The organism is Microcoleus sp. LAD1_D3, from assembly GCF_036702135.1.
Taxonomy (GTDB): Bacteria; Cyanobacteriota; Cyanobacteriia; order Cyanobacteriales; family Microcoleaceae; genus Microcoleus.
This window is the reverse complement of sequence record NZ_JAUBSB010000057.1, coordinates 1-22929: the sequence shown is the minus strand read 5'-3', so window position 1 is coordinate 22929 and position 22929 is coordinate 1. Positions and strand designations below refer to the sequence as shown.

Here is a 22929-nt window from a genome sequence, read left to right as displayed (position 1 = left end):
TAATATACATTTTGCCCTATTTAAAATCGGTCAACACCCCGTAAATTGCCCAAATTGCCATCGCCCGCAAATAGTGACTCGCCCGAAAAGTCCCCCCCGCCGTAATCGCTTCCGGCGTCCGAAACTGCAACCCATTTTCATAAATCTGCTTCACCACAGCATCCGTCAATTTAAAAGCTTTCTCCTCCATCCCCATCTGTACCAAAAAAGCGGCCAACCCAAAATTAATTCCCGTCCAAACTTCCAAAGGATGAGTCGCATTCGGATTTTCCGGCGAACCATTCAGCATCACCCCATTTGCCGCACCGAACTCGCCCTCGTTGAACTTCAAAAAGCAAGAATCATACACAGTTTCTAAAGCGCTGGCTGCACATTCCGCCGGCACGATATCCGGTAATCCTAACAATTTCGCGTAAAATTGACCGCATAGTTGGTCTGTCATCACCACTTCGGAATTACTCTCGCTGTCCAAACGATAATATTGACCGTTCCACAGTTTTTCTTGATAGCTCGGTCTTGCTTGTAGTAGCCAACTGTGATATAATGCTATCTTTTCTTGAGGGTTAGGAATTATCCTCGGTGCTGCATCTTCTAAGATTTCGCCGATCGCGATCGCAGCCTCCAGCGCCGCCAACCACAAACCCCCGCAATACGCACTTATCCCCCGCATTTGCCAGTCATCAAACGTCTGATCCGGTGCTCCCGAATTCTCAGGAATTCCGTCCCCATCCTCATCAAAAGTTTTCAGATAAGCCAAAGCCTCAACAATTGCCGGCCAACACTCTTGCAAAAACTCACAATCTGTGCCGCCCGTCAATAGGAAATCCCGATAAACCTGCAACACAAAATCGCAAGGCAAATCCTTCCACAAATTGCAATCTTGATAGCTAGTATAATTCGTTTTCTCCCAAGGATGTTCGTTAGGAGCACCCAAATCGTGTGGCGTCGCACCGACAGCTTTTCTAATAGCCGAAGCTTGATTCCAGCCAATAATTCTCGGCGTATCGTCTCCGGCTGAAATTGCCCTAGCAAACGCTAAAACCACCGACTTTTCCAAATCCGGCCACAGCATCAACAAAGCAAAAGAACCGTAAAGCCGCACGTCCAAACTTTCGTACCAGCGGTAATCAATGCACTCCAAAACCGCAAATTGACCCTTTGGATCGCGTTCGTCAGCCGCACTCCAAAGAGTACCGCCGTCTGTCAGGGCGTATAACTCGTTAAACAAAGCCATTTTAAAACTATCTGACAAATCTTTCCGTTCTAAAATTGGTTTTTGCCAAGCTTCAATATTTTCGCGCCAAGTATCGGAATGCTTCATTGCAGTGCGAATAATCGGCCAAGCATTTTTGCCGTTGCGGCCGAAGAAATCCGTATAGCGACGGTAGTACCAAACTCCCGATGCAAACTCAGTAACGGGCAAATCCCAAGCTATAATAAAGGGGATTTTGCGAGTTTTTCCAGGTCGAATAGTAAAGCGAACTGCGATCGCACAAGCCAACTGTTCTCCTGCTGCTGCGGCTGTCTCGTCTTTGTCATCCAACAAGAAACCTTCAGCAGAAAAGTTGCGCCAAATATCGTCGCCATTCCCCGCCGGGTTCCAGCGAGTTTGATAGAATACTTCTACCGCTGGATTAGTAATAGTTGCGATCGCCCATTGTCCCTCCCCCTCTTGCGGTTCCTCATCAGCAGTCAACCGCGTCATCACGCAACCGATGCGGTGAAAATCTTCCACCAACAAATTCAAATTTCCGGCACTTTCTCCCCACCGGGATTGGTAATCATAAAATGGACTGCCATCATCTCGCACCATCACTTCCGGCGACTTATTGGCATTAGTAAACCAACCGACAATATTCTCCCAAGTCAGCATGATGCTGAGAGTAATCGGCGCATCTGTAGGATTGTGCGCCACCCATTCAAACATGGCAACTGGGTAACTGCTTTCCTGATAATTGTTCGGCAAGATTGGCGAAAATTGCTCGCAGCTTAATTGAGCATGAAATACATTTTCATAAACAAACCAACTGCGCGGATACAAAGCATGATAACTCCCGGAAGATTGAAATTTTTCCTTCTCTTCCCTTCTTCCGTCTGCCTTCTGAATTCCATCCGTTACATCCGTTACATAATCCGTTGCCGAACTTCCTTCCGATGGATACCATTTCCAACTAGATAAACTGCCATCGGTAGGCGGTTCAGTGGACAGTGCAAAAGCTTGTTTCTTGCCTTGAGTTTCTTCAAAAATGCTGAACTGACAAGCGGGCAAACTGCGAAAAATGTGCTCGCCGCCGTCAATGTGCCAGAGGTTGAAGTCGCCGCGGGACGATCGCCCGATGCAGCCGGCACCGAACCCGCCCAGAGGCATTCCGTGCCAGGGCCCGTCGTCGAGATTGCTTGCGTAGCGGACTGTATAGGGATTCTCCCAACCGAGGCCGATGGGACGTTTCCAGGTGTGCGGGGGGATGTTTGGAGTAGATGTGCGATCGTTATTCATGTCATCAATTTTAGCGCTCGATCGAGCTTGACAATTTTTTATTTAAGTTTAAACTTTTATCGCTCGAATAAATCCTGATATTTCCGACGACTGTTGATTGTTGACCTAAAGCAATTGGTTTCAGGTTCGCCGGCTTCATCAATTCTCCAATCTAAAATCTAAAATCTAAAATCTAAAATCTAAAATCGCTTGGGCGATCGCCTAACGGGGAAGAATATCATCTAGGCGAATTTGCCAGGTCTTTAACAAAGGAGAAATAATCGGTTGACCGAGGCGAAATTGTTGCTGCGTGTAATCTTGGTCAATCAGTTGACAAACGGTGATAGTAGGTTGTTTTGGTTTACCGATAAAAGCCACGCCCCCCAATCCGCGATAATCAACTATCCAATATTCTGGAATCCCTAAAATAGCATATTCTTCAACTTTTCGGGCGTAATCTGTTTCCCAGTTAGTGCTGACGACTTCTACCACTAATTTAATAGATCGTCCCAGCGTAATCACAGGTTCTCTTTCCCAAAGAGGTTCGCTGACAATAGCGGTTTCATCTAATACGACAATATCGGGACGGCGGGCAGTAGCTGCATCTGAGAATGGACGGATCAAACAAGTGCGGGGAATGAACCAAGGTAGTTTTTCGGCGGCGATGGCGATGCCGATTTGAGTTGCCAGTTTACCGCTGACGGTTTCGTGGGGGCCTGTTGGTTCCATGTCAACTAATTCTCCGTCAGCGAGCTCGTAGCGAAAGTTGTCACAATATCGATCGAGGAATGTTTCAAAAGTTAAGATTTTTGGCGCGGTGTAAGCCATGGAAAACTAATAGTTTTTTGCTGAAAATCTTATTCTATCAACTAACCAAATCCCAAATCAGTTCCTTTCGCGGCGTGAACCAAAGCCAACTTTTCGTAACGCTTAGCATGTTCCACCAACTCCGCCGCTTCTTCCTCAGAGACATCCCGCAATCGCTTCGCAGGCACTCCCGCCACTAGCGTATGAGGGGGAACGTCCTTGGTGACAACCGCCCCTGCACCGACGATCGAGCCTGTCCCCACCCTCACTCCATCGAGGACGATCGCCCCAATCCCGATCAGGCAGCCCCGTTCAATGTAAGCTGAGTGAATCACGGCTCGGTGTCCCACTGTCACGAAATCTTCCAAAACCGTCGGTTTCCCCGGATCGCCGTGCAGAATTGCTCCATCTTGGATATTGGTACTTGAGCCGATCGCAATTCGCTCTACATCCGCCCGCACCACCGCCCCGTACCAGATACTAGCGCCCGCAGCAACCTCTACCCTGCCGATCACAACAGCGCCTTCAGCGACAAAAGCCGCTTGGGATAGATCTGGCCTGGGCCAATAGGAAGGAAGTGCCGACAGAGATTCGTTGAGATTGCTCATTTGTTGGTCGATCGTTATACTTCTAGCAGATTAGCTGGTTGTTCATACGGGATATAATAAAAGTATTTGGGTGCGATTCGTTTAACCTAAATGGATTAAAAATCCAGGGACGGTTAGCCTAACCCTTTGGTTAGTGTAACTGATTATACATCTAGGTGCAGGATTCACAAGTCCCTAGTCCTAGTCCGCAGGTGCCGCGGTAAAAGCATATCCCCTATTTTGTTAAGTAGCAACTAACAAAGTAAAGCGGGGATAAAAGGCAGACTACTGGTAGCCGAAATCGGTAACTGCCGAGCAAGAGTTCATGTGTAGCGAAAGCAAAAATGTGTCTGAACCATCGTTATTTTAGATGGTCTAACGGCTGAATAAGACCAAGCCAAAAGGCAAGGATAAGGCATAGGCGTTTACCTATACGACCTACAAGCACTGCCCAGAAACCCGGTGGAGAGCATTACACTAAAAACTCAAACAATGTATATTCGGAACGAAGTAACTCTCATATATTTCTGGAAACAGGTCGATTACCCAGTAAGTAGCTAACGAATAGTATATGAGAGAAGGATAGTGTCAAAAGCCAACGCTCTGTTGTAATGACAGAGATATGCAGATAGACACATGATAACTTCAAAGATAGGAACTCAGTAGCAATGAATAAGTCTAAAACGCGGGACAACCCGACGGTGGAATGGAACCAAATCAATTGGCGAAAAGTCGAAAGATTGACGTTCAAGTTGCAAAAACGTATCTATCGAGCAAGTGAGCGTGGCGATGTCAAAGCAGTTCGTAAGCTTCAGAAGACCTTGATTAATTCTTGGTCTAATAAGGTATTAGCAGTACGACGGGTAACACAAGACAATACTGGCAAACGTACAGCAGGAGTGGATGGTATTAAATTACTAACCCCGAAGCAACGAATTAAGCTAGTAAGTCAGCTCAAACCAACTGGCAAATCCCAACCGACACGTCGGGTAATGATACCAAAACCAGGAACTAATGAGTCAAGACAATTAGGCATACCGACTATGTACGACCGTGCCTTACAAGCAGTTGTGAAAGCAGCTCTTGAACCAGAATGGGAAGCAAAATTCGAGCCTAACTCATTTGGTTTTAGACCAGGTAGGTCGTGTCACGATGCAATAGGAGCTATCTTTGACAGTATCAGATATAAAGCCAAATACGTGCTGGACGCCGATATTGCCAAATGCTTTGACTGCATTAATCACAAAGCATTACTTGACAAAATCAATACCTATCCACGACTCAGAAAACAAATTAAGTCGTGGCTCAAAAGCGGGGTATTAGACCAAGGTGAAATTTTTCCGACCGCTGAAGGTACGCCACAAGGAGGGGTCATTTCCCCGCTATTGGCTAACATAGCCCTTCACGGAATGGAAGAACGGGTTAAACAATATGCGGAAACGCTAAGAAAAGAATACTCGGGTATCAGTAAAAAAGATAGACGAGCAACACTAAGCTTAATCCGATACGCCGATGACTTTGTGATAATACACAAAGACATTGAAGTAGTAACAACCTGTCAGAAGATAATTGCGGAATGGTTAGGTGACATGGGCTTAAAATTAAAACCAAGTAAAACAAAACTAACCCACACCCTCAATGAATATAATGGAAATGTCGGGTTTGAGTTTCTAGGATTCCACATACAACAGTACCAGGTAGGTAACTACCGAAGTGCCAATAGTACAAATGGAAAGCCATTAGGTTTTAAGACGTTAATCACCCCCTCAAATCCAAAAGTCAAAGCTCATCTATCCAGAATAGCTGAAGTAATAGACACGCATAAGACCGCCCCACAAGCTGCTTTAATTAGTCGGTTGAATCCAATAATTAGAGGCTGGTCAAACTATTACTCAACAGTAGTAAGTAAGGAAATATTTTTAAAAGTAGATAGCCTTATTTACGACAAATTAAGAGCATGGGCAAGAAGACGGGGGAAAGGTAACATCAACAAAGACAAATACTGGCGTACAGTAAACGACAGAAATTGGTGTTTCAGCACAGAAGAAGGTATAAAGTTAGCCCAACACTCAGCAACGCCTATTACAAGGCACGTAAAGGTCAAGGGCAATTCAACACCCTATAACGGTGACTGGATTTATTGGAGCAAAAGACGTGGAGAATACCCTGAAACACCAACAAGAGTGGCAACACTTATTAAGACACAAAAAGGTAAATGTACCCACTGTGGTCTGTACTTTACACCTACAGACAATGTAGAAGTTGATCATATCCAACCCCGCTCCCTAAGTGGTAAGGATGAATATATAAACCTCCAACTTTTACACAAACACTGTCACGACACAAAAACGGAAAATGATGGCTCCCTCCAAAAGAGCTATGATGATAACCCGTTTTGAATTGTACCCATACCAAGGGTGAAGATATCAAGGAGCGGAATGAAGCGAAAGTTTCACGTTCCGTTCTGAAAGAGAGGTAGGGGTAGAAATGCCCCTATCGACTCTAACTTTAGACAAGTAATTTTGTCGTTGCTCTTGATACCTCAAAATGACCAGTCCATTCGGGATGTATGTTGGACAAAGCTGCCGTCGCACCTGTAAAGACTGCACTAGAGGCGATCGACTCCCTAACTGTAGGACACCCGTATTAGCTCGGTGACGAACTGAGCATTGCGGATTTCTACCTAATTCTGATCTTCACCTACCTATCCCAGACCGCAGAGTACGAAGCAACGATCGCGCAAAGTTCAAGGCTGCGGACTTGGTGGAATGAGCTCAGTCAACTTCCCAGTGTGAAGAAAGTCTCTGCTTGGTATCTGTGCATTTTATAACCCAGGGGTTTACAACCATGTCCCATTTATTTGAGCCATTCGATCAACGTGGCGTTACCTTCCGAAATCGCATTGCAGTTTCTCCCATGTGTCAATATTCAAGCGTTGATGGATTCGCCAATGATTGGCATCTGGTTCATCTCGTCAGTCGAGCCGTAGGAGGGGCAGGGCTGGTGATGACTGAAGCAGCCGCAGTCGAGCCTGAAGGACGAATTACGCCGCAAGATTTGGGAATCTGGGACGATGCTCACATTGAAATGTTGGCGCGAATCGTCGAGTTAATTCACCGCAACGGTGCGGTTGCAGGAATTCAACTTGCTCATGCAGGTCGAAAAGCCAGTACAGCACCTCCGTGGGAGGGCGGCGATGTGCTTTCGGAATCTCAAGGAGGATGGACTTCGATCGCCCCCAGCGCCATTCCATTTGAACCCGATAGCCCCGCCCCGATTGCTCTGAGTATCGAAGACATTCAAAAGTTGACCGCATCCTTTGTCAAGGCAGCTCAACGCGCCCTCGAAGCCGGATTTGACGTAATCGAGATTCATGCGGCTCACGGCTATCTACTCCATGAATTTATGTCTCCCTTGAGCAATCAACGGACTGATGACTATGGTGGCAGTTTTGAGCATCGCATCCGGTTTTTATGTGAAGTTGTACAAGCGGTGCGAAATGTTTTGCCGGATCAAACACCGCTTTGGGTTCGCATCTCTGCAACCGATTGGGTTCCAAATGGTTGGGACATTGAACAAAGTATTGCACTCAGCGATAAATTAAAGTCACTGGGCGTTGATTTAATGGATTGTTCATCAGGCGCAATTGTACCGGGTGAAAAGATTCCGACGGGTGCAGGTTATCAAACTATTTTTGCCGATCGCATTCGACGCGAAGCCAACATCGCCACCGGAGCCGTTGGTATGATTACTGCACCCGCGCAGGCTGACCACATCATTCGTACAGGTCAAGCAGATATGGTATTACTTGCCAGAGAACTGCTGCGCGATCCTTATTGGCCGATGCGGGCTGCGAAGCAACTACGTCAATCGGTGCCTGCTCCCATTCAATACGATCGCGCTTGGTAATTCAGCGAATTTGCGATCGGTTTTACACAAATCCACTAGGAATCACTGTTTTAGTGTTTCTGTAAACCAGTCGCTTAATAAAGGCTTTTTTGATGCGGCCTCAAGTACAAGGCACGTTCCCATCGCCGTGATGTGAGCCGATTTAATCAACTAACAGGAGTGAATATGTCGGAGATTCAAAACAAGGTTGTCATCATTACTGGAGCAAGTAGTGGTTTAGGTGAAGCCACCGCTCATCGTTTAGCCGCCAGCGGAGCCAAACTCATGCTTGCTGCCCGCCGCGAAGATAGACTCAAGGACTTGGTGGCTGCAATCGAAAAAACAGGTGGCACGGTTGCCTATCGAATCACCGATGTTGCCGATCGCGCCCAGGTGCAAGCATTGGCTGACGCAACGTTGGAAACCTATGGGCGCATTGATGTGCTGGTCAATAATGCGGGTTTAATGCCACTGTCTCCCCTTGACCAGATTAAGGTCGATGAGTGGGATCAAATGATTGATGTCAACATTAAAGGCGTACTTTACGGCATCGCAGCAGTGCTGCCGACTATGCGCCAACAGAAGTCGGGCCACGTAATCAACTTGTCCTCTGTTGCAGGACACAAAGTATTTCCGGCGGGGGCAGTTTACTGTGCTACCAAGTATGCCGTGCGAGCGATTTCCGAAGGGCTTCGGTTGGAGTCAAACGGTGAAATTCGTTCTACCAACATTTCACCTGGTGCGGTTGCGACTGAGTTAACCAGTACCATCACTCATGGTGATACGGCATCAGGGGTGAATCAGTTGTATTCAGTCGCCATTGATGCCGATGCGATCGCCCGGGCGATTGCCTATGCCATTGAGCAACCCGGTGATGTGGATGTCAACGAAATTATCATCCGTCCGACTCGTCAGGAGTTGTGAAGTGGGGCGCATGAGAGTCGATCGACTCTCCATTGAATACGGCTCAACGGCTGAACTGTTCCTGGATCATCTATAGCTTGATTCAGTAACGCCGAACTGTAAGCGATCGCAGTGGACTTACCGGGTTTCGGCGAAACTCCGCCGTTGACAAGTGAAGTTTTGATCCGAACGCTAGGCGATGCAATCAGTCGGACAGTGCTCTTTGCCCTGCTTTTAGGGCATCCCTGGCAATTGTCGCCTCAAATGACCCTCGAAGAGATGCGGGGTTTTGTGGCTGCGCCCTGTTTGGATGAATTGCTGCATTAGCTTGCTTACGGAGAACTCAGCAATGTCTGCCGATGGGTTCGATCGCACATCGCCTCGCGATCAGTTGGCACTCCCAATTCGTTTCTCTAAGTGCATCGTTGTGTCGATCGTACCCTCGCCGGTCAAACTCAACAATCTAATCAATCTAGCAACCTTGACACTCCGGGCGCGTAAACGCACGGGGATTCTTTAATCTACGAGCCAATTTGCTGAGGCAGGATTTCTCCAGCCAAAGTAGAGATTGATTCTCCTAAAGCGTTGCTTGCGTCAAGCGCAAAAGTTCCGGTATGCCCTACCGTACCCAATCCTCGACTAAGGATATTTCTAGCCGCGTTTTCGTCTCTCCCTAAGCTACATCCACACTTACAAATATGCGTTCTAGTAGATAGCGTTTTCTTGACAATTACACCGCAGCTAGAGCATTCTTGGCTGGTATATTGCGGGTTTACCGCAACCGTATTTTTTTCAAATACTTTTCCAAAGTATTCAATCCAGACACGGAACTGATACCAAGATGCGTCGTTAATAGACTTAGCTAAGCAATGATTCTTCACCATATTTTTGATTCTCAAATCTTCGTAAGCTACTACATCGTTTGATGAGATTACGCACCGTGCAAGCTTCATTGCATGGTCTTGACGCTGCCTACTTATTTTGAGATGGCGTTTCCCTAGAATCCGCCTAGCTTTGTCCCTGTTATTTGAACCTTTTACTTTCCTGGACACCCGACGTTGACAACGTTTAAGGACTTTTTCACCTTTTCGCAAAAATCTAGGGTTCTCAACTGTCATTCCTTTTGAGTCGGTGTAATATTCCTTCAATCCTACGTCTAAGCCTATGGTGTTCCCAGAGGGGGCTATGTTTTCCTTTCGCTCAATATCAATACAAAACTGAACGTATACGCCATCTGCACGTTTTACCAATCTCACCCGTTTTATTTGGCTAATTTGGTAGAAATGCAAATCGCGTGTCCCCTTGAGTTTTAACCGCCCAATCCCTTTCTTGTCGGTAAAATTGATGGATTTTCGGTCGTCGGCAAGTTTCCATCCAGTTGATTTATACTCAACAGAGCGGCACTCTTTCTGGAACTGTGGATACCCTTTTTTGCCAGCAACACCCTTCTTGCAGTTATCGTAGAATCGGGAGATAGAAGACCATGCTCGTTCTGCACTGGCTTGTCTAGCCATTGAGTTGAGTTCGTCAGCAAAGGGAAAATCACTGGCCAGTACAGCGCAGTATTTATTCAAATCATATTTACCCACCTTTTTGTTGTCCATCCAATACCTTATACAGCTATTGCGGACGAATTTTGCGGTACGAATTGCTTCGTCTACGGCAGTAAACTGATTCGATTTTCCGTATGCTTTAAACTCGAAAACTAGCATGGTTTTACCTCCCAGCTTATGCTACCCGGTTCAGCATAGGATGTTCGGTGAGTTATTAAAACTTTACAATTAGAGCCGTCAAGCGAAGGACGGGGTTTTAAACCCAATTTCCTGATAATATCGGATAATTGTAAAGCAATTCACCAAGCCAAAAGCATGAGTATTGACCAATTAAACACAGACTATGGCATTGCCGGGAACCTCACCTTCGCCACCGGAAACGGTGGTTTCCCGATGATTCACATCGACAACGGTCAAGCCAAAGCCTTAATTTCTGTGTATTCCGGTCAAGTGCTCTCCTTTCAACCCGCCGCCGAAACCACAGACTTGATGTTCCTCAGCGAAAAAGCCTACTACGCCGAAGGGAAAGCCATCAAAGGCGGTATACCCATCTGTTGGCCATGGTTTGGCCCCGATCCCGAAGCGTTGGGGCGTCCGAGTCATGGATTCGTGCGGAATCGCCTCTGGAATGTGCTAGAAACCGCCACAACTCCAGACGGCGCAACCAAAGTCACTCTCGGGCTCAAGGATACCGATGAAACTAGAGCAATTTGGCCCCAAGCCTTTGAACTGGCGATCGTAATTACGATCGGCACCAGCCTCACTGTAGAATTAATCACCCGCAATTTAGGCGACAAAGCATTTCCCCTCACCCAAGCTTTGCACACCTATTTCCAAGTCGGCGATATCAACCGCGTGCAGGTTTTAGGTTTAGAAAATAGTCAGTATCTTGATAAAGCGGATGGTGGTGTCGAAAAAACTCAAGTGGGTGCAGTGGTAGTAACAGGTGAAGTCGATCGCATTTATCTTGATGTCACCAAGGAATTAGTCATTGATGATAGCGCCCTGAATCGTCGGATTCACATTAAATCATCTGGTAGTAAATCCGTCGTAGTGTGGAATCCCTGGGTGACAATTTCTGCAAATATGGCCGACCTTGATGATGCAGATTATCAGCGTTTACTCTGCGTAGAAACGACCAATGCAGCTACAGATATTGTGGAAGTTCCCGCTCATGGTGAGTTCCGCTTGCAGGCAATTTACAGCGTTGAACGCGACTAAGGAATTAGAGCTTAGTCTTAGCGGTGATGGGGAAAAAATTCTCAGTAAGCTGTTCAACATTTCAATTGGATATTTTGGGCGTTGCTCAAATCCCACCCACAAGACTGGGATTGTTTCTTTAAATACAACTTAAATGCCGATTAGCTGATTGAATTGAAAAACTCTGTCACCCTAATGACTAATAATACCAAATCCCAAATTTCTCCCCTGTTTATTTCTTAGTCCCCGAAAGACGTTCGGCTAAGCTGAGTCGAACCGTCTAGCCACAGACAAAACTTTGTATGATCGGTTTCAACCGCCGACTCCGATATTTTTACTTACCATCAATGTATTATGCAAATCTTCAACTGGACAAAACTTCAAAATGGATCAGACATTCGCGGTATCGCCCTCGAAGGCGTTCCCAATGAAAAAGTCAACCTAACGCCCGAAATTGCGACAATCTTAGGTAAATCCTTTGTCAGTTGGCTGGTGCAAAAAGTCAATAAACCCGCTGCCGAATTAACGATCGCGATCGGGCGTGACAGCCGCCTATCAGGGCCAACTTTAATGCAAGCAGTCATGGAGGGAATCGCCTCAGTTGGTGCAACCGTATACGACTTTGAAATGGCCTCAACCCCCGCCATGTTTATGAGTACCATTACCCCTGGTTTTGATTGCGACGGCGCGATTATGCTCACTGCTAGCCATTTGCCATTTAATCGAAATGGCTTAAAGTTTTTCACTGCCAAAGGTGGGTTACAAAAGCAGGATATTACAGATATCTTAGCAGTAGCCCAAAGCAATTACTTTCAGCCCGCCTCATCGCCCGGTAAGATTACCAAGCATGATTTTATCTCAGTTTATGCTAACCAATTTGTCACCAAAATTAGGGAATCAGTCAATCATCCCGATAATTTTGAGCACCCACTAACAGGACTAAAAATTGTTGTGGATGCGGGCAATGGTGCTGGCGGTTTTTATGTTGATAAAGTCTTAACACCTTTAGGTGCAGACACCACGGGCAGCCAGTTTTTAGAACCAGATGGTACTTTCCCCAATCATGTGCCCAATCCCGAAGATAAACAGGCAATGCAGTCAATTTGTCAAGCGGTAATTGAACACCAAGCTGATTTTGGGATTATTTTTGATACCGATGTCGATCGCAGCGCGGCCGTCGATCAAGTTGGCAAGGAACTCAATCGTAATCGCTTAATTGCCTTGATTTCTGCGATCGTATTACAAGAACACCCAGGCTCTACCATTGTCACCGATTCTATCACTTCCGATGGCTTGACACAATTCATCGAACAAGATTTAAAAGGGATTCACCATCGCTTTAAACGCGGCTACAAAAATGTGATTGACGAGTCGATTCGCCTCAATGAAGCCGGACAGGAATCATGGCTGGCGATTGAAACCTCTGGACATGGAGCTTTGAAAGAAAATTACTTTCTGGATGATGGCGCTTATTTGGTCAGCAAATTATTGATTGAATTGGCTAAGTCGAAGCTAGCAAATCAATCTTTGCCAGATTTAATTGCGAATTTAAAAGAACCCGAAGAAAGTGCAGAATTTCGGATTAAACTTGGTGTCGATGATTTCCAAGCCGAAGGATCTCGCGTTATTGAGCAACTGCAAGAATTTGTCTCAACGCAAGCAGACTGGAAAATCGTTCCCAATAACTACGAAGGTCTGCGAATTTCCTGCACCTCAGCTAGCGAATCCGGCTGGTTTCTGTTACGCTTATCACTCCACGATCCGGTGATGCCTTTGAATGTTGAGTCTAATGTTAAGGGTGGTGTCGCTCGCATAGTGGCTCGGCTTTTAGCTTTTTTCCAAACAACAGAATCCCTTGATTTATCGGCACTATCGATCTAAGCTTTACTCGTGTCAGACTATTAGTAAACCAAACCCAAGGAGGAATTTAATCATGTGGCTTTTAATCATAAAATGTTCTGCGGAAAGCTGGGATACCCATTCCAAAGCTTTCAAAGCGATAGCTGCTAAATATGCGGCCACGCCTTCCTCTTCCAAAAAGATGAAAGGAGCTGGTCAACGCATGATGGAATATCAGCTTGAGAATGTCAATGATGTAGAGGAATTTATGGAAGAATGCTTGACATTAGATGGTTTCACTGCTACCTTTGAATCCCTATAATTCTAGGTGATAAGATTATAGCAATTCTCAATTTTTATCTCCTACCATTTTAGAGGTGAGATTTTAAAATTGGGAATCAATACTATTTTGCCAAAAACAGGCTACAATAACTACAGAATTTGAGGAAGGTTCTCGGAAAGTAAACGGCAAAGAAAGAAGTGATTTAACAGCAGACGAGTTAAAAATAATTCTGTTGTTGCGCCGTGAACTATAACTAATACCAATTGTTAAAAGTTATGCAATAGTAGCTAGGACTGATAAAATATAATCATCCGGTTATAGATGAAGAGTGTTTCTGTTGAAACTTGGGATCTCCTAGATTTGTAGTGGAAACGGTAGTGTGAGCGTCTGCCTCAAGCGGGCTTTCCTCCCCGCACTACGGAAATTTTTATTATTCTTATCACCTCAAGTTAAGTATTTATTTAAGTTAGTCTCTCATCTCCAAATCTTTGACCAAGCTTTTTACCTACGGCTCTTTCTCTCGACTCATTGCGGATTGCTATAGTTAGTCTAGATAGTTAAAAATATCTCAGCGAGACAAAGGTTAAGGACACCTAGTGATGATAATGAGTGTGAATCGAGGCAACGGCGGCCTAAGTGGGGAAATAGTTACGGGTCTGATTTTGCGGTGGCGGCAATTGAAAGCAAACAAGCTAACCGCCAGTTCGATCGGGGGAATTGTTGCTGGCATTCTAAGTTTTGCCCTGCCGGTGCAAGCTTTGCAGGTAGTTGTGACGCCGACAAATCCCCAACTGGGAGATACGCTGTCAGTAATGATTCAGGTTGACGGTAACGGCGGGGAAACTCCCAAAGTTTCTCTACAGCAAAAAAACTACCCCGCGTTTCCCATCGGCAACGGTCGCTTTCGGGCCCTGCTGCCGACGACGCCGGTAGAGAAACCCGGTACCCGCCAAATCCAAGTCGCAGGTGACGGACAAGTGCAGGAGTTTAGCGTGCAAGTGCGCGATCGAAATTTTCCCACTCAATCCATCTGGCTTCCGCCTGGGAAAGACGAGGAAGGTACAGATGCTGAATTCGATCGCGTAGACGCATTTAAAGCACTGGTGACACCCGAAAAATTTTGGGACGGCAAATTATTGCGCCCCAACTCCGGCGAAATTACTACTATTTACGGGGTTCGCCGGTATTATAATGGGGTATTTGCTCAAGACTACTACCACCGCGGCGTTGATTACGCAGGTGCTTCCGGTTCCCCTGTAGTGGCACCAGCAGCAGGTCGCGTGTCTCTAGTGGGACGTGAATCGCAAGGCTTCAAAATCCACGGCAACGTGGTTGGTATCGACCACGGTCAGGGGGTAGCAAGTATTTTGATGCACCTGAGCCGGATTGATGTCAAGGAAGGCGATGTCGTGAAAGCCGGTCAAGTAATTGGTACTGTGGGGTCAACAGGGGCTTCTACAGGCCCTCACCTGCACTGGGGACTTTACGTGCATGGGCAGTCCGTCGATCCGGTACCTTGGCGGCTTCAGGGAGTTGAGTAGGAGTTTTTACAAGTTTTGACGGATTTATCAGTCAATTATGGGGTAAGTTTGTGGCTGGGGTGTGCAGATAACTGTGATGGGTTATCCGTATTGAGTTAGGATTTGTATAAAATTTCTCAACTCAGCCCTCAAAACTCGAATCTCAAGACGCTAACAATCGCGTCTTAACAAAACTTTATTGATGATGCCGTTGAGCGGGGACGCATATATGAGTATTGAAAAAATTGTTGAACAGGCTTTGCAGGATGGCTATTTAACGCCGTCTATGGAAGCTGAGGTGGGACGGATCTGCAATACGGCTTCGGAATTGTCGATCGAAGAGTACATGGCTCTCGATCGTCTGATGGGCTCGTTGTTGACTGGCGAAGTGGTGGTTCTGCCACGCAAACAGTTCATCAACGTGATGGAAGAGTTGGTACTCAGCGATGCGATCGCTAGGGTGGCAGAAATTGAGGCGACGAGCGACCTTAGTCTCGATGTCGGAGATATTGCAGCTTATGCTTTAAATAGGCTGCCACCTCTTTACGCTACGACGGAAGAGGGAGCTCACTTTCAAAGGGCTAGGGCTAAGGAGCAACTTCACGATTTGATTTCCAAAGAAGTCAACGCAGCGATCGCCCGCAACTTGGACAGGCCCGACACCCCAAACCCCACAGCTTTGGGCAAGTCTTCTGGCAACGAGGTTCTTTCACAGCTAAGCACTTGGCTGCAAGCTAACGCCACTAATTTTGAACCCCAGCCTTAGTACCGCCCCAACAGCTCTATTTTGGTTAAGTCGATCCCGCTCAATTCAGAAAGCGGGATTTTTAGTTTCTGAGCCAGCAAGATTCATCTGAAGCCAGAAGCCAGAAGGCAGAAGCCAGAATTCAAGAACAAAAAATTAAAATTTAAGAGTTTTCTACTTTATGTAAAACATAAAAAACTCCCTCTTCCTTCTTCCTTGTTCCTGACATCGGTTACATCCGTTACATCCGTTATAGAATCCGTTGCCGAACTTCCTTCTTCCTTCAAACGATTAATTGCTGCTGTCAGAAGACTCAGCCGAAGGGCCGACGGTAACTTTTGTCTCTCGTTTTTCGCGTTTTTTCCGTTCCGCTTGGATGACATCTTGAAGCACTATTCGCGCTTGAGCCATTTTTTCCAAATTGCTGCGGTACAAATCTAAATCTTTGCTAACTTTGTCTTCTGGGAGGTGCAATGCCGCGCTGACTTTGGCGATCGCGTTATTTCGCGTTTCTTGGTCTTTTACTAAGTTAGGGTCAGCTTTTTCTAATAGCGAGAACACACCGATCGCGAACAAGCGGCTGTACTTAAATTGGGGGTTGCTGGCGATCGCCCCTAAAGACGCTTGCAAATCCGCTGTATCTTCAAAGCTGGTCGAGCGATCGATCCACGAGAGCAACTCTTGCCCGGAAAGTCGATCGGCCAAGCTTTCCAATCGCTGAGCGTCTTGCTTGTAGCGCTCTGGATCGTCTTCTAGGGACTTGCACAAAGCGTTAAAAATCGAAACTCTGTCTGCTTCTGGGGCGTACCCAAGCATGAATCGATCGAAAGCTGTCACTACACCTAAAGCATAAATCGGGTCGTATTGAAAATCGGCATTCGCCGAAAGCAAGTGCATTTCTACCATCAACTCTTCCACCACTCGACGGTAAATTGAGTTGATCGGTCGAGTGTGAATCGTATAGAAACTTCGCTTAGTATCTGAAACAGTACGGTTATTGTTCACCTGAGTCTTATAGATAAATAATTTTGCCGTAGCGGGCGTGCCAGCGCGGCGTGAGTAAAGTCGGGGGAGTCAATTCTGCGATCAGGCTGACAAAAATTGCCAGTTTTTTAAGCGTTGCCACCGGATTGCGAGACAAAATTTTATCAAAAATATTTTACGCGCGATCGGCAGCAACAATTAATATGTCGCAATAGGAGGGTAAAACCCCAGTATCTTTACAATCATAGCTGCTACACAAAACTTGGCTAAACTTATTTAAGCCTCGCCATTCAATCAGAATTACTTCTGAAGGGTCTGTTTCCTGTTTCACCCAAGGGAGTCGGCTCGCAACTTGTCCACAGGCGTTAATTCGGGTGTAGCCCACCCTAATTTAATTAATTTTAGTTGAAGCTTTTAGCCATGAGTCATCCACTATTTTCAACCAATTTAACGAAACGCGGACTCCCGTTCGACCTTGTAACAGGCTGGTCAGTTTTGACAAAACTGTGGTTTACAAACCAGATAATTAAGCCTTTTTTAGGCAATGATGCAATCGTACCGCCCAGAATGTTGATTAGTCAAGTTAAATATGGCTAAGTTTAGTAGACTATTTGGCTAGTGCCGCGTCTCACTCTTCTGGGATCGCTCATAAATCTAATCTTTTGACTTGCTCAGCCCAGCTTTCGCCAGTAGTATCACAATAAGTTTTTACTGTCAAGTCATCATCGTGAAAAATCCAACAAACATGACAATTTCTCCAGAATTAATAGCTTTAGCCCAGTACATGGCGGGCGAATTTGACAACCGGGAACAAGCGCTAGCAGAGCCGACGTGGTACGTCCACCTTCGTATGTGGCAAAGACCACTACCCGTTCCTTTATTTTCCGAACCCAGCATTGCCCTGTTTGCCGAACAAGCCAACATTCTGGAATTAGACAAGCCATACCGCCCCCGCATCGTGCAACTGAGGCACTCACAGATAGCGCCGGGACTTATCGAAGCTCAGTATTATATGTTCAACGACATTACAGCCGTCAAAGGAGCCGGTTGCAACCCCGACTTGCTTGGAAAGCTAACGAAGGAGCAAATCCAACTCCTCCCCGGCTGCACCCTGTCGGTTGCAGTGGAAAATTTAACCTCAAACAGCTATCGCTTTCGGGCATCTTTGCCGGAGGGCACTCGCTGCGGCTTTGCCTACGGGGGGCAAAATTACCAAGTTGACTTGGGATTTGAAGCCGCAGGCGAGGAATTTCTCAGCTACGACAAAGGAATCAGCCCCACGACAGGCAAGGCTATCTGGGGAGCTTTAATGGGCCCTTTTAGATTTGTCAAGCGTCAGGATTTTGCTGCTGAGATATTGGTTTGAAGCAAGAAACAAGGAAGAAAGATTTAGCTATCTACTAGGATAGAAGGCAAGACTTTACCTTGAGGAATTCTTCTACTTTAGTGTTTTGAACCTCTCAACCTTTCTACAAAGGAAGAAAGCATAAGGAAGCTGGCAAAATTTTACCTGCTTCCTGTTCTTCTGCTGGGTTTCTGCGCGCTTGTGAGTCTCAAGCTTAAATTACCCCCGACATTGCAACCGATGCCAGCAGGAGTGCTCAACTTGCGCGTGGCACCCCCTCTAGAGCTTCTTCTTCCGTTTCAAAGATTTCAAACACAGAATCCATCATGGTGACTTCAAACACCAGTTTGGCTTCTGGATGAACATTGCAAATGCGGAAACTTCCCTTAACTTTATCCGCATCCCGCATACCTGCTACAAGTGAGGTCAGGCCAGAACTATCGATAAAGTTAACCTGACCAAGATTCACTACGACATGGCGGCTGAGTTTGGAAATACACTCTTGCAACTTGAGGCGGAATTGCCAAGCTGTAGTGATGTCCAACCGTCCTGTCGGTGCTAAGACGATAACTGTTGTACCGTCTTGAAGCGTGTGGGTTTTTTGATCAATATGAATCACTGACCCTTCCCTCAAATTTATTATCTATCGCGGTGGTTACTGTCCCAGTAGTTTAACTCAGGTCGGTGACTGCTGAGGCATCCAATTCGCCCAATCTTGCGGTTTTAAGAACTTGGAGTAGAGTTCGGCTTCTGGAGAGTTGGGTTCTGGCTCGTAGCAGTATTCCCAGCGTACCAAAGGTGGCAGGGACATTAAAATCGATTCGGTGCGTCCGTTGGTTTGTAAGCCAAAGGTCGTGCCTCGATCGTACACCAAGTTAAATTCAACGTAACGGCCACGGCGGTAAAGTTGGAAATTGCGCTCGCGCTCGCCGTATTCTTTCGCTCGGTGCTTTTCAATAATAGGGGTGTAAGCCGGCAAAAATGCCCGGCCGCAGTCCTGTACGAAGGCGAACAGCGACTCCCAAGTCCTAGGTTCCGGCGCGCCGATGTTGTTGCTGCACTCAGCGGCCTTGCCTTTGACCTGATGGTCGCGGTAAAGCGCGCCTTGGGCGCTTTGGTAGTCAAAAAACAGGCCGCCCACGCCGCGGGTTTCTTGGCGGTGAGGCAAGTAGAAATATTCGTCGCACCAAAGTTTAAATGTCGGATAATATCCGGGATGGTGGCGATCGCAAGTTGCTTTCAGAGTTTTGTGAAAATGAGCTGCATCCTCAGCCAACGGGTAATAAGGAGTCAAATCCACACCGCCACCAAACCACCAAATCGGCCCAGCCTCAAAATAGCGGTAATTCAGGTGAACCGTAGGCAAGTAGGGATTGCGGGGGTGCAGCACCATCGAAGTACCCGTTGCATAGAAATCGTGACCGGCAGCTTCTGGGTGCTTTGCCAGAATCAAAGCCGGCAAACTTTCGCCCCACACTTGGGAAAAATTGACTCCCCCTTGTTCAAACACATCGCCTTCGCGCATGACGCGAGAACGTCCGCCGCCGCCTTCGGAACGTTCCCAAGAGTCCTCCTTAAATTTGCCCAGACCATCGAGCTGTTCGAGGGATTGACAAATTTCGTCTTGTAGGCTTTTCATAAATTGGCTGACTCTAGCTCTAGAGTCAGCGGGCGGCAAAAACGGGGAAGTGGCGGTTTTAAGTGTTGTAGAAACTGTCATAAAATTTTCTGTTGTCAGATTTGAGTTTTAGATGGGCGATGAATCCCAAATCCAGTCGTCATGTAATTATGCCACCGTAGGTCTGCAAATGATCGCTATGAAGTTACATTAAAAAATAGCAATAAAAATATACTTAAACCTGCGATCGAAAATTCGCTAACCCAATTGCAGAGCTATGGTGGAGAACACAATGCCCAATACACTCGATGTTAGTTCAGTCTTAGAAATCCTGCGACCCGTGCAAGACCCCGAACTGCAAAAGAGTTTGGTGGAATTGAACATGATTCGTAACATAAAAATTGACGGCGGTGTCGTCAGTTTTACTTTAGTGCTGACAACGCCTGCTTGCCCGCTGCGAGAATTCATTGTCGAAGATTGCCAAAAAGCGGTCAAACAGTTGCCAGGAGTCGAAAAAGTGGCGGTGGAGGTGACAGCCGAGACGCCACAGCAGAAGGGAGTGGTCGATCGCCAAGGCATTGAAGGAGTTAAAAATATTATCGCAATTTCCAGCGGCAAAGGTGGCGTGGGCAAAAGCACGGTGGCGGTAAACGTGGCAGTAGCGCTGGCGCAAACCGGCGCTAAGGTGGGTTTGCTGGATGCCGATATCTATGGCCCCAACGACCCGACAATGTTGGGTCTGGGGGACGCGAAAGTGATGGTTAGGGACGGAAAAAGCGGGGAAAGCCTCGAACCCGCTTTTAATTACGGCGTCAAATTGGTGTCGATGGCGTTTTTAATTGACAAAGACCAACCCGTGATTTGGCGAGGCCCGATGTTAAACGGGATCATTCGGCAGTTCCTCTATCAGGTAAATTGGGGCGATTTAGACTATCTGATTGTCGATATGCCTCCGGGTACGGGAGACGCGCAGTTGACAATGGCGCAAGCGGTGCCGATGGCCGGTGTCGTGATCGTGACTACGCCGCAGACTGTGGCATTGTTGGACTCTCGCAAGGGTTTAAAGATGTTCCAGCAGTTGGGAGTGTCAGTGTTGGGAATTGTGGAAAACATGAGCTATTTTGTGCCGCCGGATATGCCCGATAAGCAATACGATATTTTCGGTTCCGGCGGCGGGGAAAAGACTGCTGCTGAGTTGGGAGTGCCGCTGTTAGGCCGCATTCCGCTGGAAATTCCGTTGCGGGAAGGTGGCGATTCCGGAGTGCCGATCGTCGTGGGACAACCGGGTTCTGCTTCGGCGAGGGAGTTGCGGGCGATCGCGGGCCGCATTGCCGGTAAAGTTTCCGTAGCAGCTTTAGCCTAACAAACTCCCGTTCCGAGGCTTTCCCTCGCGTCTTCCTGTTGACGAAGATTTGCCTAGTTCTCAGGCTCTGCTTGGGAACTAGAAACGAGAAACGGTAAGCTATAAACAGCCAACTTAACTTTCAAACAATTATGATTTTTCCAGGTTCGGCAGTTCGAGTTAAAGATAAGGGTGAGATTTACTACACCTTTCAAGGACAAGTCCAGCGAGTTAGCGACGGGAAAGTCGCGGTACTGTTTGAAGGCGGCAATTGGGACAAGCTGATCACGTTCCGCCTGTCGCAGTTGGAACTTGTGGATGCTACGGCTGGCCGCGCGAAATAGTCAGTTGGTTGTTGACAGTTGACAGTTGACAGTTGTCAGTTGTAATTAGTTATTAGTTATTGTTTATTAGTATCCACTTACAAATAATAATAATAAATAACAACCCAGTGCCAATAACCAACTGCCAACAACCAACTGCCAACAACCAACTGCCAACAACCAACTGCCAACTGACTAATATGCGTTTACCTTTACCCCAATTTGCTACAAAAGAACGCCATCCCGATCGCATTGCTGAGGTAATCGAGACGGCAACTTCGGAGTTTTTGGCTCAATGTTTGGAACCGGAAGACTTAAGCTTTCCCGTGATGCCGCCTTTTGGGAGTTGGGTGAAGGCCGAGGATGAAGAGTCAAAAAATCAAATTTACGGCGTGGTTTATTACGCTACGACTAGCCCGATCGACTCGGTGCACAGAGCTCGCGCTTTGGGTTTGTCGCTGGAAGAGTTGCGGGAAGAACAACCGCAGATTTTTGCGATGCTCAAAACCGAGTTTCGAGTGGCGATTGTGGGGTATGAGGCTGCGCCGGAAAGGTTGAACGGTCACGGCCCATCGAGGGGTAAAATTTATCAGTATTTGCCGCCGCGCCCGCCGCAAATTCACCAGGCGGTTTATCGCTGCGAACCCGATGAGGTAATTGATTTTACAGTGCAGTTGGATTTTTTGAGGACGCTGCTGGGGGTGGCTAATGCGCCGGTGGATGCGCTGACGGCGGCCGCGATTCGGGAGATTTATCAGTTGCGGATGCGCGATCGAACTTGGTTGGTGGAAGCGGGGAGGAGTTTGAGTGTTTTGCTGAAGGATGATTATGACAGGTTGAGGGTAATTTTGAGTCAGATTCATCCGTAGGGAAAAGCTGGAATAAGATAATCTGGACTTACGCAAAAGTGGCTTGACACGCTACGGATAGCAGTAAGGTGTGCAAAGCGCACCTTACATAATTAGGTTCTGCGTCAGTCCCGATCTGGTTTTTTGTGAGGAAAAATATTTTATGTGGGTAGAGGTAACACCGCTGAATCAAGTTCCCGAATGGGGTGTCTTGAAGGTAAAAGTTGACGAAACTTCAGTAATTTTGAATCGTCAAGGCATGAATGTCACTTGTTACCGTAATGCTTGCACTCATTTAGAATATCCGATCGACATGGGTAAGGTAAATAACGGTATCATTACCTGTCCGTTTCATAAATATCAGTACCAATTAGATACGGGTAAGTGTTTGAATGCACCCAGCGATTCCCTGGAATCTTATCCGGTAAAGATTGAGGGCGATCGGGTTTTTGTAGACATAGATTAGTTATTCGTTATTCGTTAAGTCCGACAGGGGTTTAAACCCCTGTCTCATAGCTCAAGTCGTCTCAAGACGACTGTAGATTAATATTTGATATCAAGTCCGGCTTAAATACCCCCTCACTCTCTTAGCGGGACTTAAACAAATTTTAAGCCCAAACAAAGCCTAAACTGGCTTTATAAGCGGAGAATACGTCCCAATTTTGGTT

The 22929-nt window shown here is 46.7% G+C and carries 22 protein-coding genes; 15 read left to right on the top strand and 7 right to left on the bottom strand.

Annotated elements, in window-relative coordinates; all coding sequences use genetic code 11:
- Positions 1-16: 16 nt before the first annotated feature.
- From QUA74_RS23940 to QUA74_RS23930, 3 genes are all read right to left on the bottom strand, one after another.
- Positions 17-2497, bottom strand: coding sequence for a GH116 family glycosyl hydrolase (locus tag QUA74_RS23940; protein WP_333334117.1), 2481 nt, complete (start codon positions 2495-2497; stop codon positions 17-19).
- A 201-nt stretch (positions 2498-2698) separates the two neighbouring features.
- Positions 2699-3304, bottom strand: coding sequence for a Uma2 family endonuclease (locus QUA74_RS23935; RefSeq protein ID WP_333334115.1), 606 nt, complete (start codon positions 3302-3304; stop codon positions 2699-2701).
- A 41-nt stretch (positions 3305-3345) separates the two neighbouring features.
- The gene (locus QUA74_RS23930; protein ID WP_333334113.1) at positions 3346-3891 is read right to left on the bottom strand and encodes a gamma carbonic anhydrase family protein; all 546 of its coding nucleotides are present in this window, start codon (positions 3889-3891) and stop codon (positions 3346-3348) included.
- A gap of 647 nt (positions 3892-4538) precedes the next feature.
- On the opposite strand from QUA74_RS23930, the gene ltrA reads away from it, so the two are divergent.
- The 5 genes from ltrA to QUA74_RS23905 all read left to right on the top strand — a co-directional run bounded on the left by ltrA (position 4539) and on the right by QUA74_RS23905 (position 9181).
- A complete protein-coding gene (gene ltrA, locus QUA74_RS23925; RefSeq protein ID WP_333334111.1) occupies positions 4539-6269 on the top strand; it encodes a group II intron reverse transcriptase/maturase in 1731 nt (576 codons plus the stop codon).
- Between the two features lie 448 nt (positions 6270-6717).
- Positions 6718-7779: an NADH:flavin oxidoreductase/NADH oxidase gene (locus QUA74_RS23920; protein WP_333334109.1), complete on the top strand. Its 1062-nt coding sequence runs from the start codon at positions 6718-6720 to the stop codon at positions 7777-7779.
- Between the two features lie 165 nt (positions 7780-7944).
- On the top strand, positions 7945-8682 hold the full coding sequence (locus tag QUA74_RS23915) for an SDR family oxidoreductase (RefSeq protein WP_333334107.1): 738 nt from the start codon (positions 7945-7947) through the stop codon (positions 8680-8682).
- 111 nt (positions 8683-8793) lie between these two features.
- Positions 8794-8988 carry a hypothetical protein gene (locus QUA74_RS23910; RefSeq protein WP_333334106.1) on the top strand — a complete coding sequence of 65 codons (195 nt, stop codon included), beginning with the start codon at positions 8794-8796 and terminating at the stop codon, positions 8986-8988.
- Between the two features lie 22 nt (positions 8989-9010).
- Positions 9011-9181, top strand: coding sequence for a hypothetical protein (locus QUA74_RS23905; RefSeq protein WP_333334104.1), 171 nt, complete (start codon positions 9011-9013; stop codon positions 9179-9181).
- A 1-nt stretch (position 9182) separates the two neighbouring features.
- Here the strand turns inward: QUA74_RS23905 and QUA74_RS23900 are convergent, their stop codons facing one another.
- Positions 9183-10373, bottom strand: coding sequence for a transposase (locus QUA74_RS23900; RefSeq protein WP_333334102.1), 1191 nt, complete (start codon positions 10371-10373; stop codon positions 9183-9185).
- 156 nt (positions 10374-10529) lie between these two features.
- Here QUA74_RS23900 and QUA74_RS23895 point away from each other — a divergent pair, with 156 nt between their 5' ends.
- The 5 genes from QUA74_RS23895 to QUA74_RS23875 all read left to right on the top strand — a co-directional run bounded on the left by QUA74_RS23895 (position 10530) and on the right by QUA74_RS23875 (position 15822).
- Positions 10530-11435, top strand: coding sequence for a D-hexose-6-phosphate mutarotase (locus QUA74_RS23895; RefSeq protein WP_333334100.1), 906 nt, complete (start codon positions 10530-10532; stop codon positions 11433-11435).
- Between the two features lie 333 nt (positions 11436-11768).
- Complete coding sequence (locus QUA74_RS23890; protein WP_333334099.1) at positions 11769-13295, top strand: phosphomannomutase/phosphoglucomutase; 1527 nt, start codon at positions 11769-11771, stop codon at positions 13293-13295.
- 52 nt (positions 13296-13347) lie between these two features.
- A complete protein-coding gene (locus QUA74_RS23885; protein WP_333334097.1) occupies positions 13348-13575 on the top strand; it encodes a hypothetical protein in 228 nt (75 codons plus the stop codon).
- Between the two features lie 560 nt (positions 13576-14135).
- Positions 14136-15077, top strand: coding sequence for a M23 family metallopeptidase (locus tag QUA74_RS23880; RefSeq protein ID WP_333334095.1), 942 nt, complete (start codon positions 14136-14138; stop codon positions 15075-15077).
- A gap of 208 nt (positions 15078-15285) precedes the next feature.
- The gene (locus QUA74_RS23875) at positions 15286-15822 is read left to right on the top strand and encodes a late competence development ComFB family protein (protein ID WP_006631395.1); all 537 of its coding nucleotides are present in this window, start codon (positions 15286-15288) and stop codon (positions 15820-15822) included.
- A 270-nt stretch (positions 15823-16092) separates the two neighbouring features.
- Here the strand turns inward: QUA74_RS23875 and psb29 are convergent, their stop codons facing one another.
- Positions 16093-16806 (bottom strand): photosystem II biogenesis protein Psp29, encoded by a 714-nt coding sequence (gene psb29, locus QUA74_RS23870; protein ID WP_333334093.1) that lies wholly within the window; start codon positions 16804-16806, stop codon positions 16093-16095.
- 724 nt (positions 16807-17530) lie between these two features.
- On the opposite strand from psb29, the gene QUA74_RS23865 reads away from it, so the two are divergent.
- Positions 17531-18151, top strand: a complete 621-nt coding sequence (locus QUA74_RS23865) for a chromophore lyase CpcT/CpeT (protein ID WP_333334138.1) — start codon at positions 17531-17533, stop codon at positions 18149-18151.
- Positions 18152-18386: 235 nt separating this feature from the next.
- On the opposite strand, the gene QUA74_RS23860 is transcribed toward QUA74_RS23865, so the two are convergent.
- Complete coding sequence (locus QUA74_RS23860) at positions 18387-18749, bottom strand: STAS domain-containing protein (RefSeq protein ID WP_006631392.1); 363 nt, start codon at positions 18747-18749, stop codon at positions 18387-18389.
- 57 nt (positions 18750-18806) lie between these two features.
- Positions 18807-19850 carry an oxygen-dependent coproporphyrinogen oxidase gene (hemF, locus tag QUA74_RS23855; RefSeq protein WP_333334091.1) on the bottom strand — a complete coding sequence of 348 codons (1044 nt, stop codon included), beginning with the start codon at positions 19848-19850 and terminating at the stop codon, positions 18807-18809.
- Between the two features lie 190 nt (positions 19851-20040).
- On the opposite strand from hemF, the gene QUA74_RS23850 reads away from it, so the two are divergent.
- The 4 genes from QUA74_RS23850 to QUA74_RS23835 all read left to right on the top strand — a co-directional run bounded on the left by QUA74_RS23850 (position 20041) and on the right by QUA74_RS23835 (position 22727).
- Positions 20041-21111: an Mrp/NBP35 family ATP-binding protein gene (locus QUA74_RS23850; RefSeq protein WP_006631390.1), complete on the top strand. Its 1071-nt coding sequence runs from the start codon at positions 20041-20043 to the stop codon at positions 21109-21111.
- Between the two features lie 131 nt (positions 21112-21242).
- The gene (locus QUA74_RS23845) at positions 21243-21434 is read left to right on the top strand and encodes an NAD(P)H dehydrogenase subunit NdhS (protein ID WP_172186737.1); all 192 of its coding nucleotides are present in this window, start codon (positions 21243-21245) and stop codon (positions 21432-21434) included.
- Between the two features lie 179 nt (positions 21435-21613).
- On the top strand, positions 21614-22282 hold the full coding sequence (locus QUA74_RS23840) for an HAS-barrel domain-containing protein (RefSeq protein ID WP_190743921.1): 669 nt from the start codon (positions 21614-21616) through the stop codon (positions 22280-22282).
- Between the two features lie 142 nt (positions 22283-22424).
- The gene (locus QUA74_RS23835) at positions 22425-22727 is read left to right on the top strand and encodes a Rieske (2Fe-2S) protein (protein ID WP_333334088.1); all 303 of its coding nucleotides are present in this window, start codon (positions 22425-22427) and stop codon (positions 22725-22727) included.
- Positions 22728-22929: the final 202 nt, after the last annotated feature.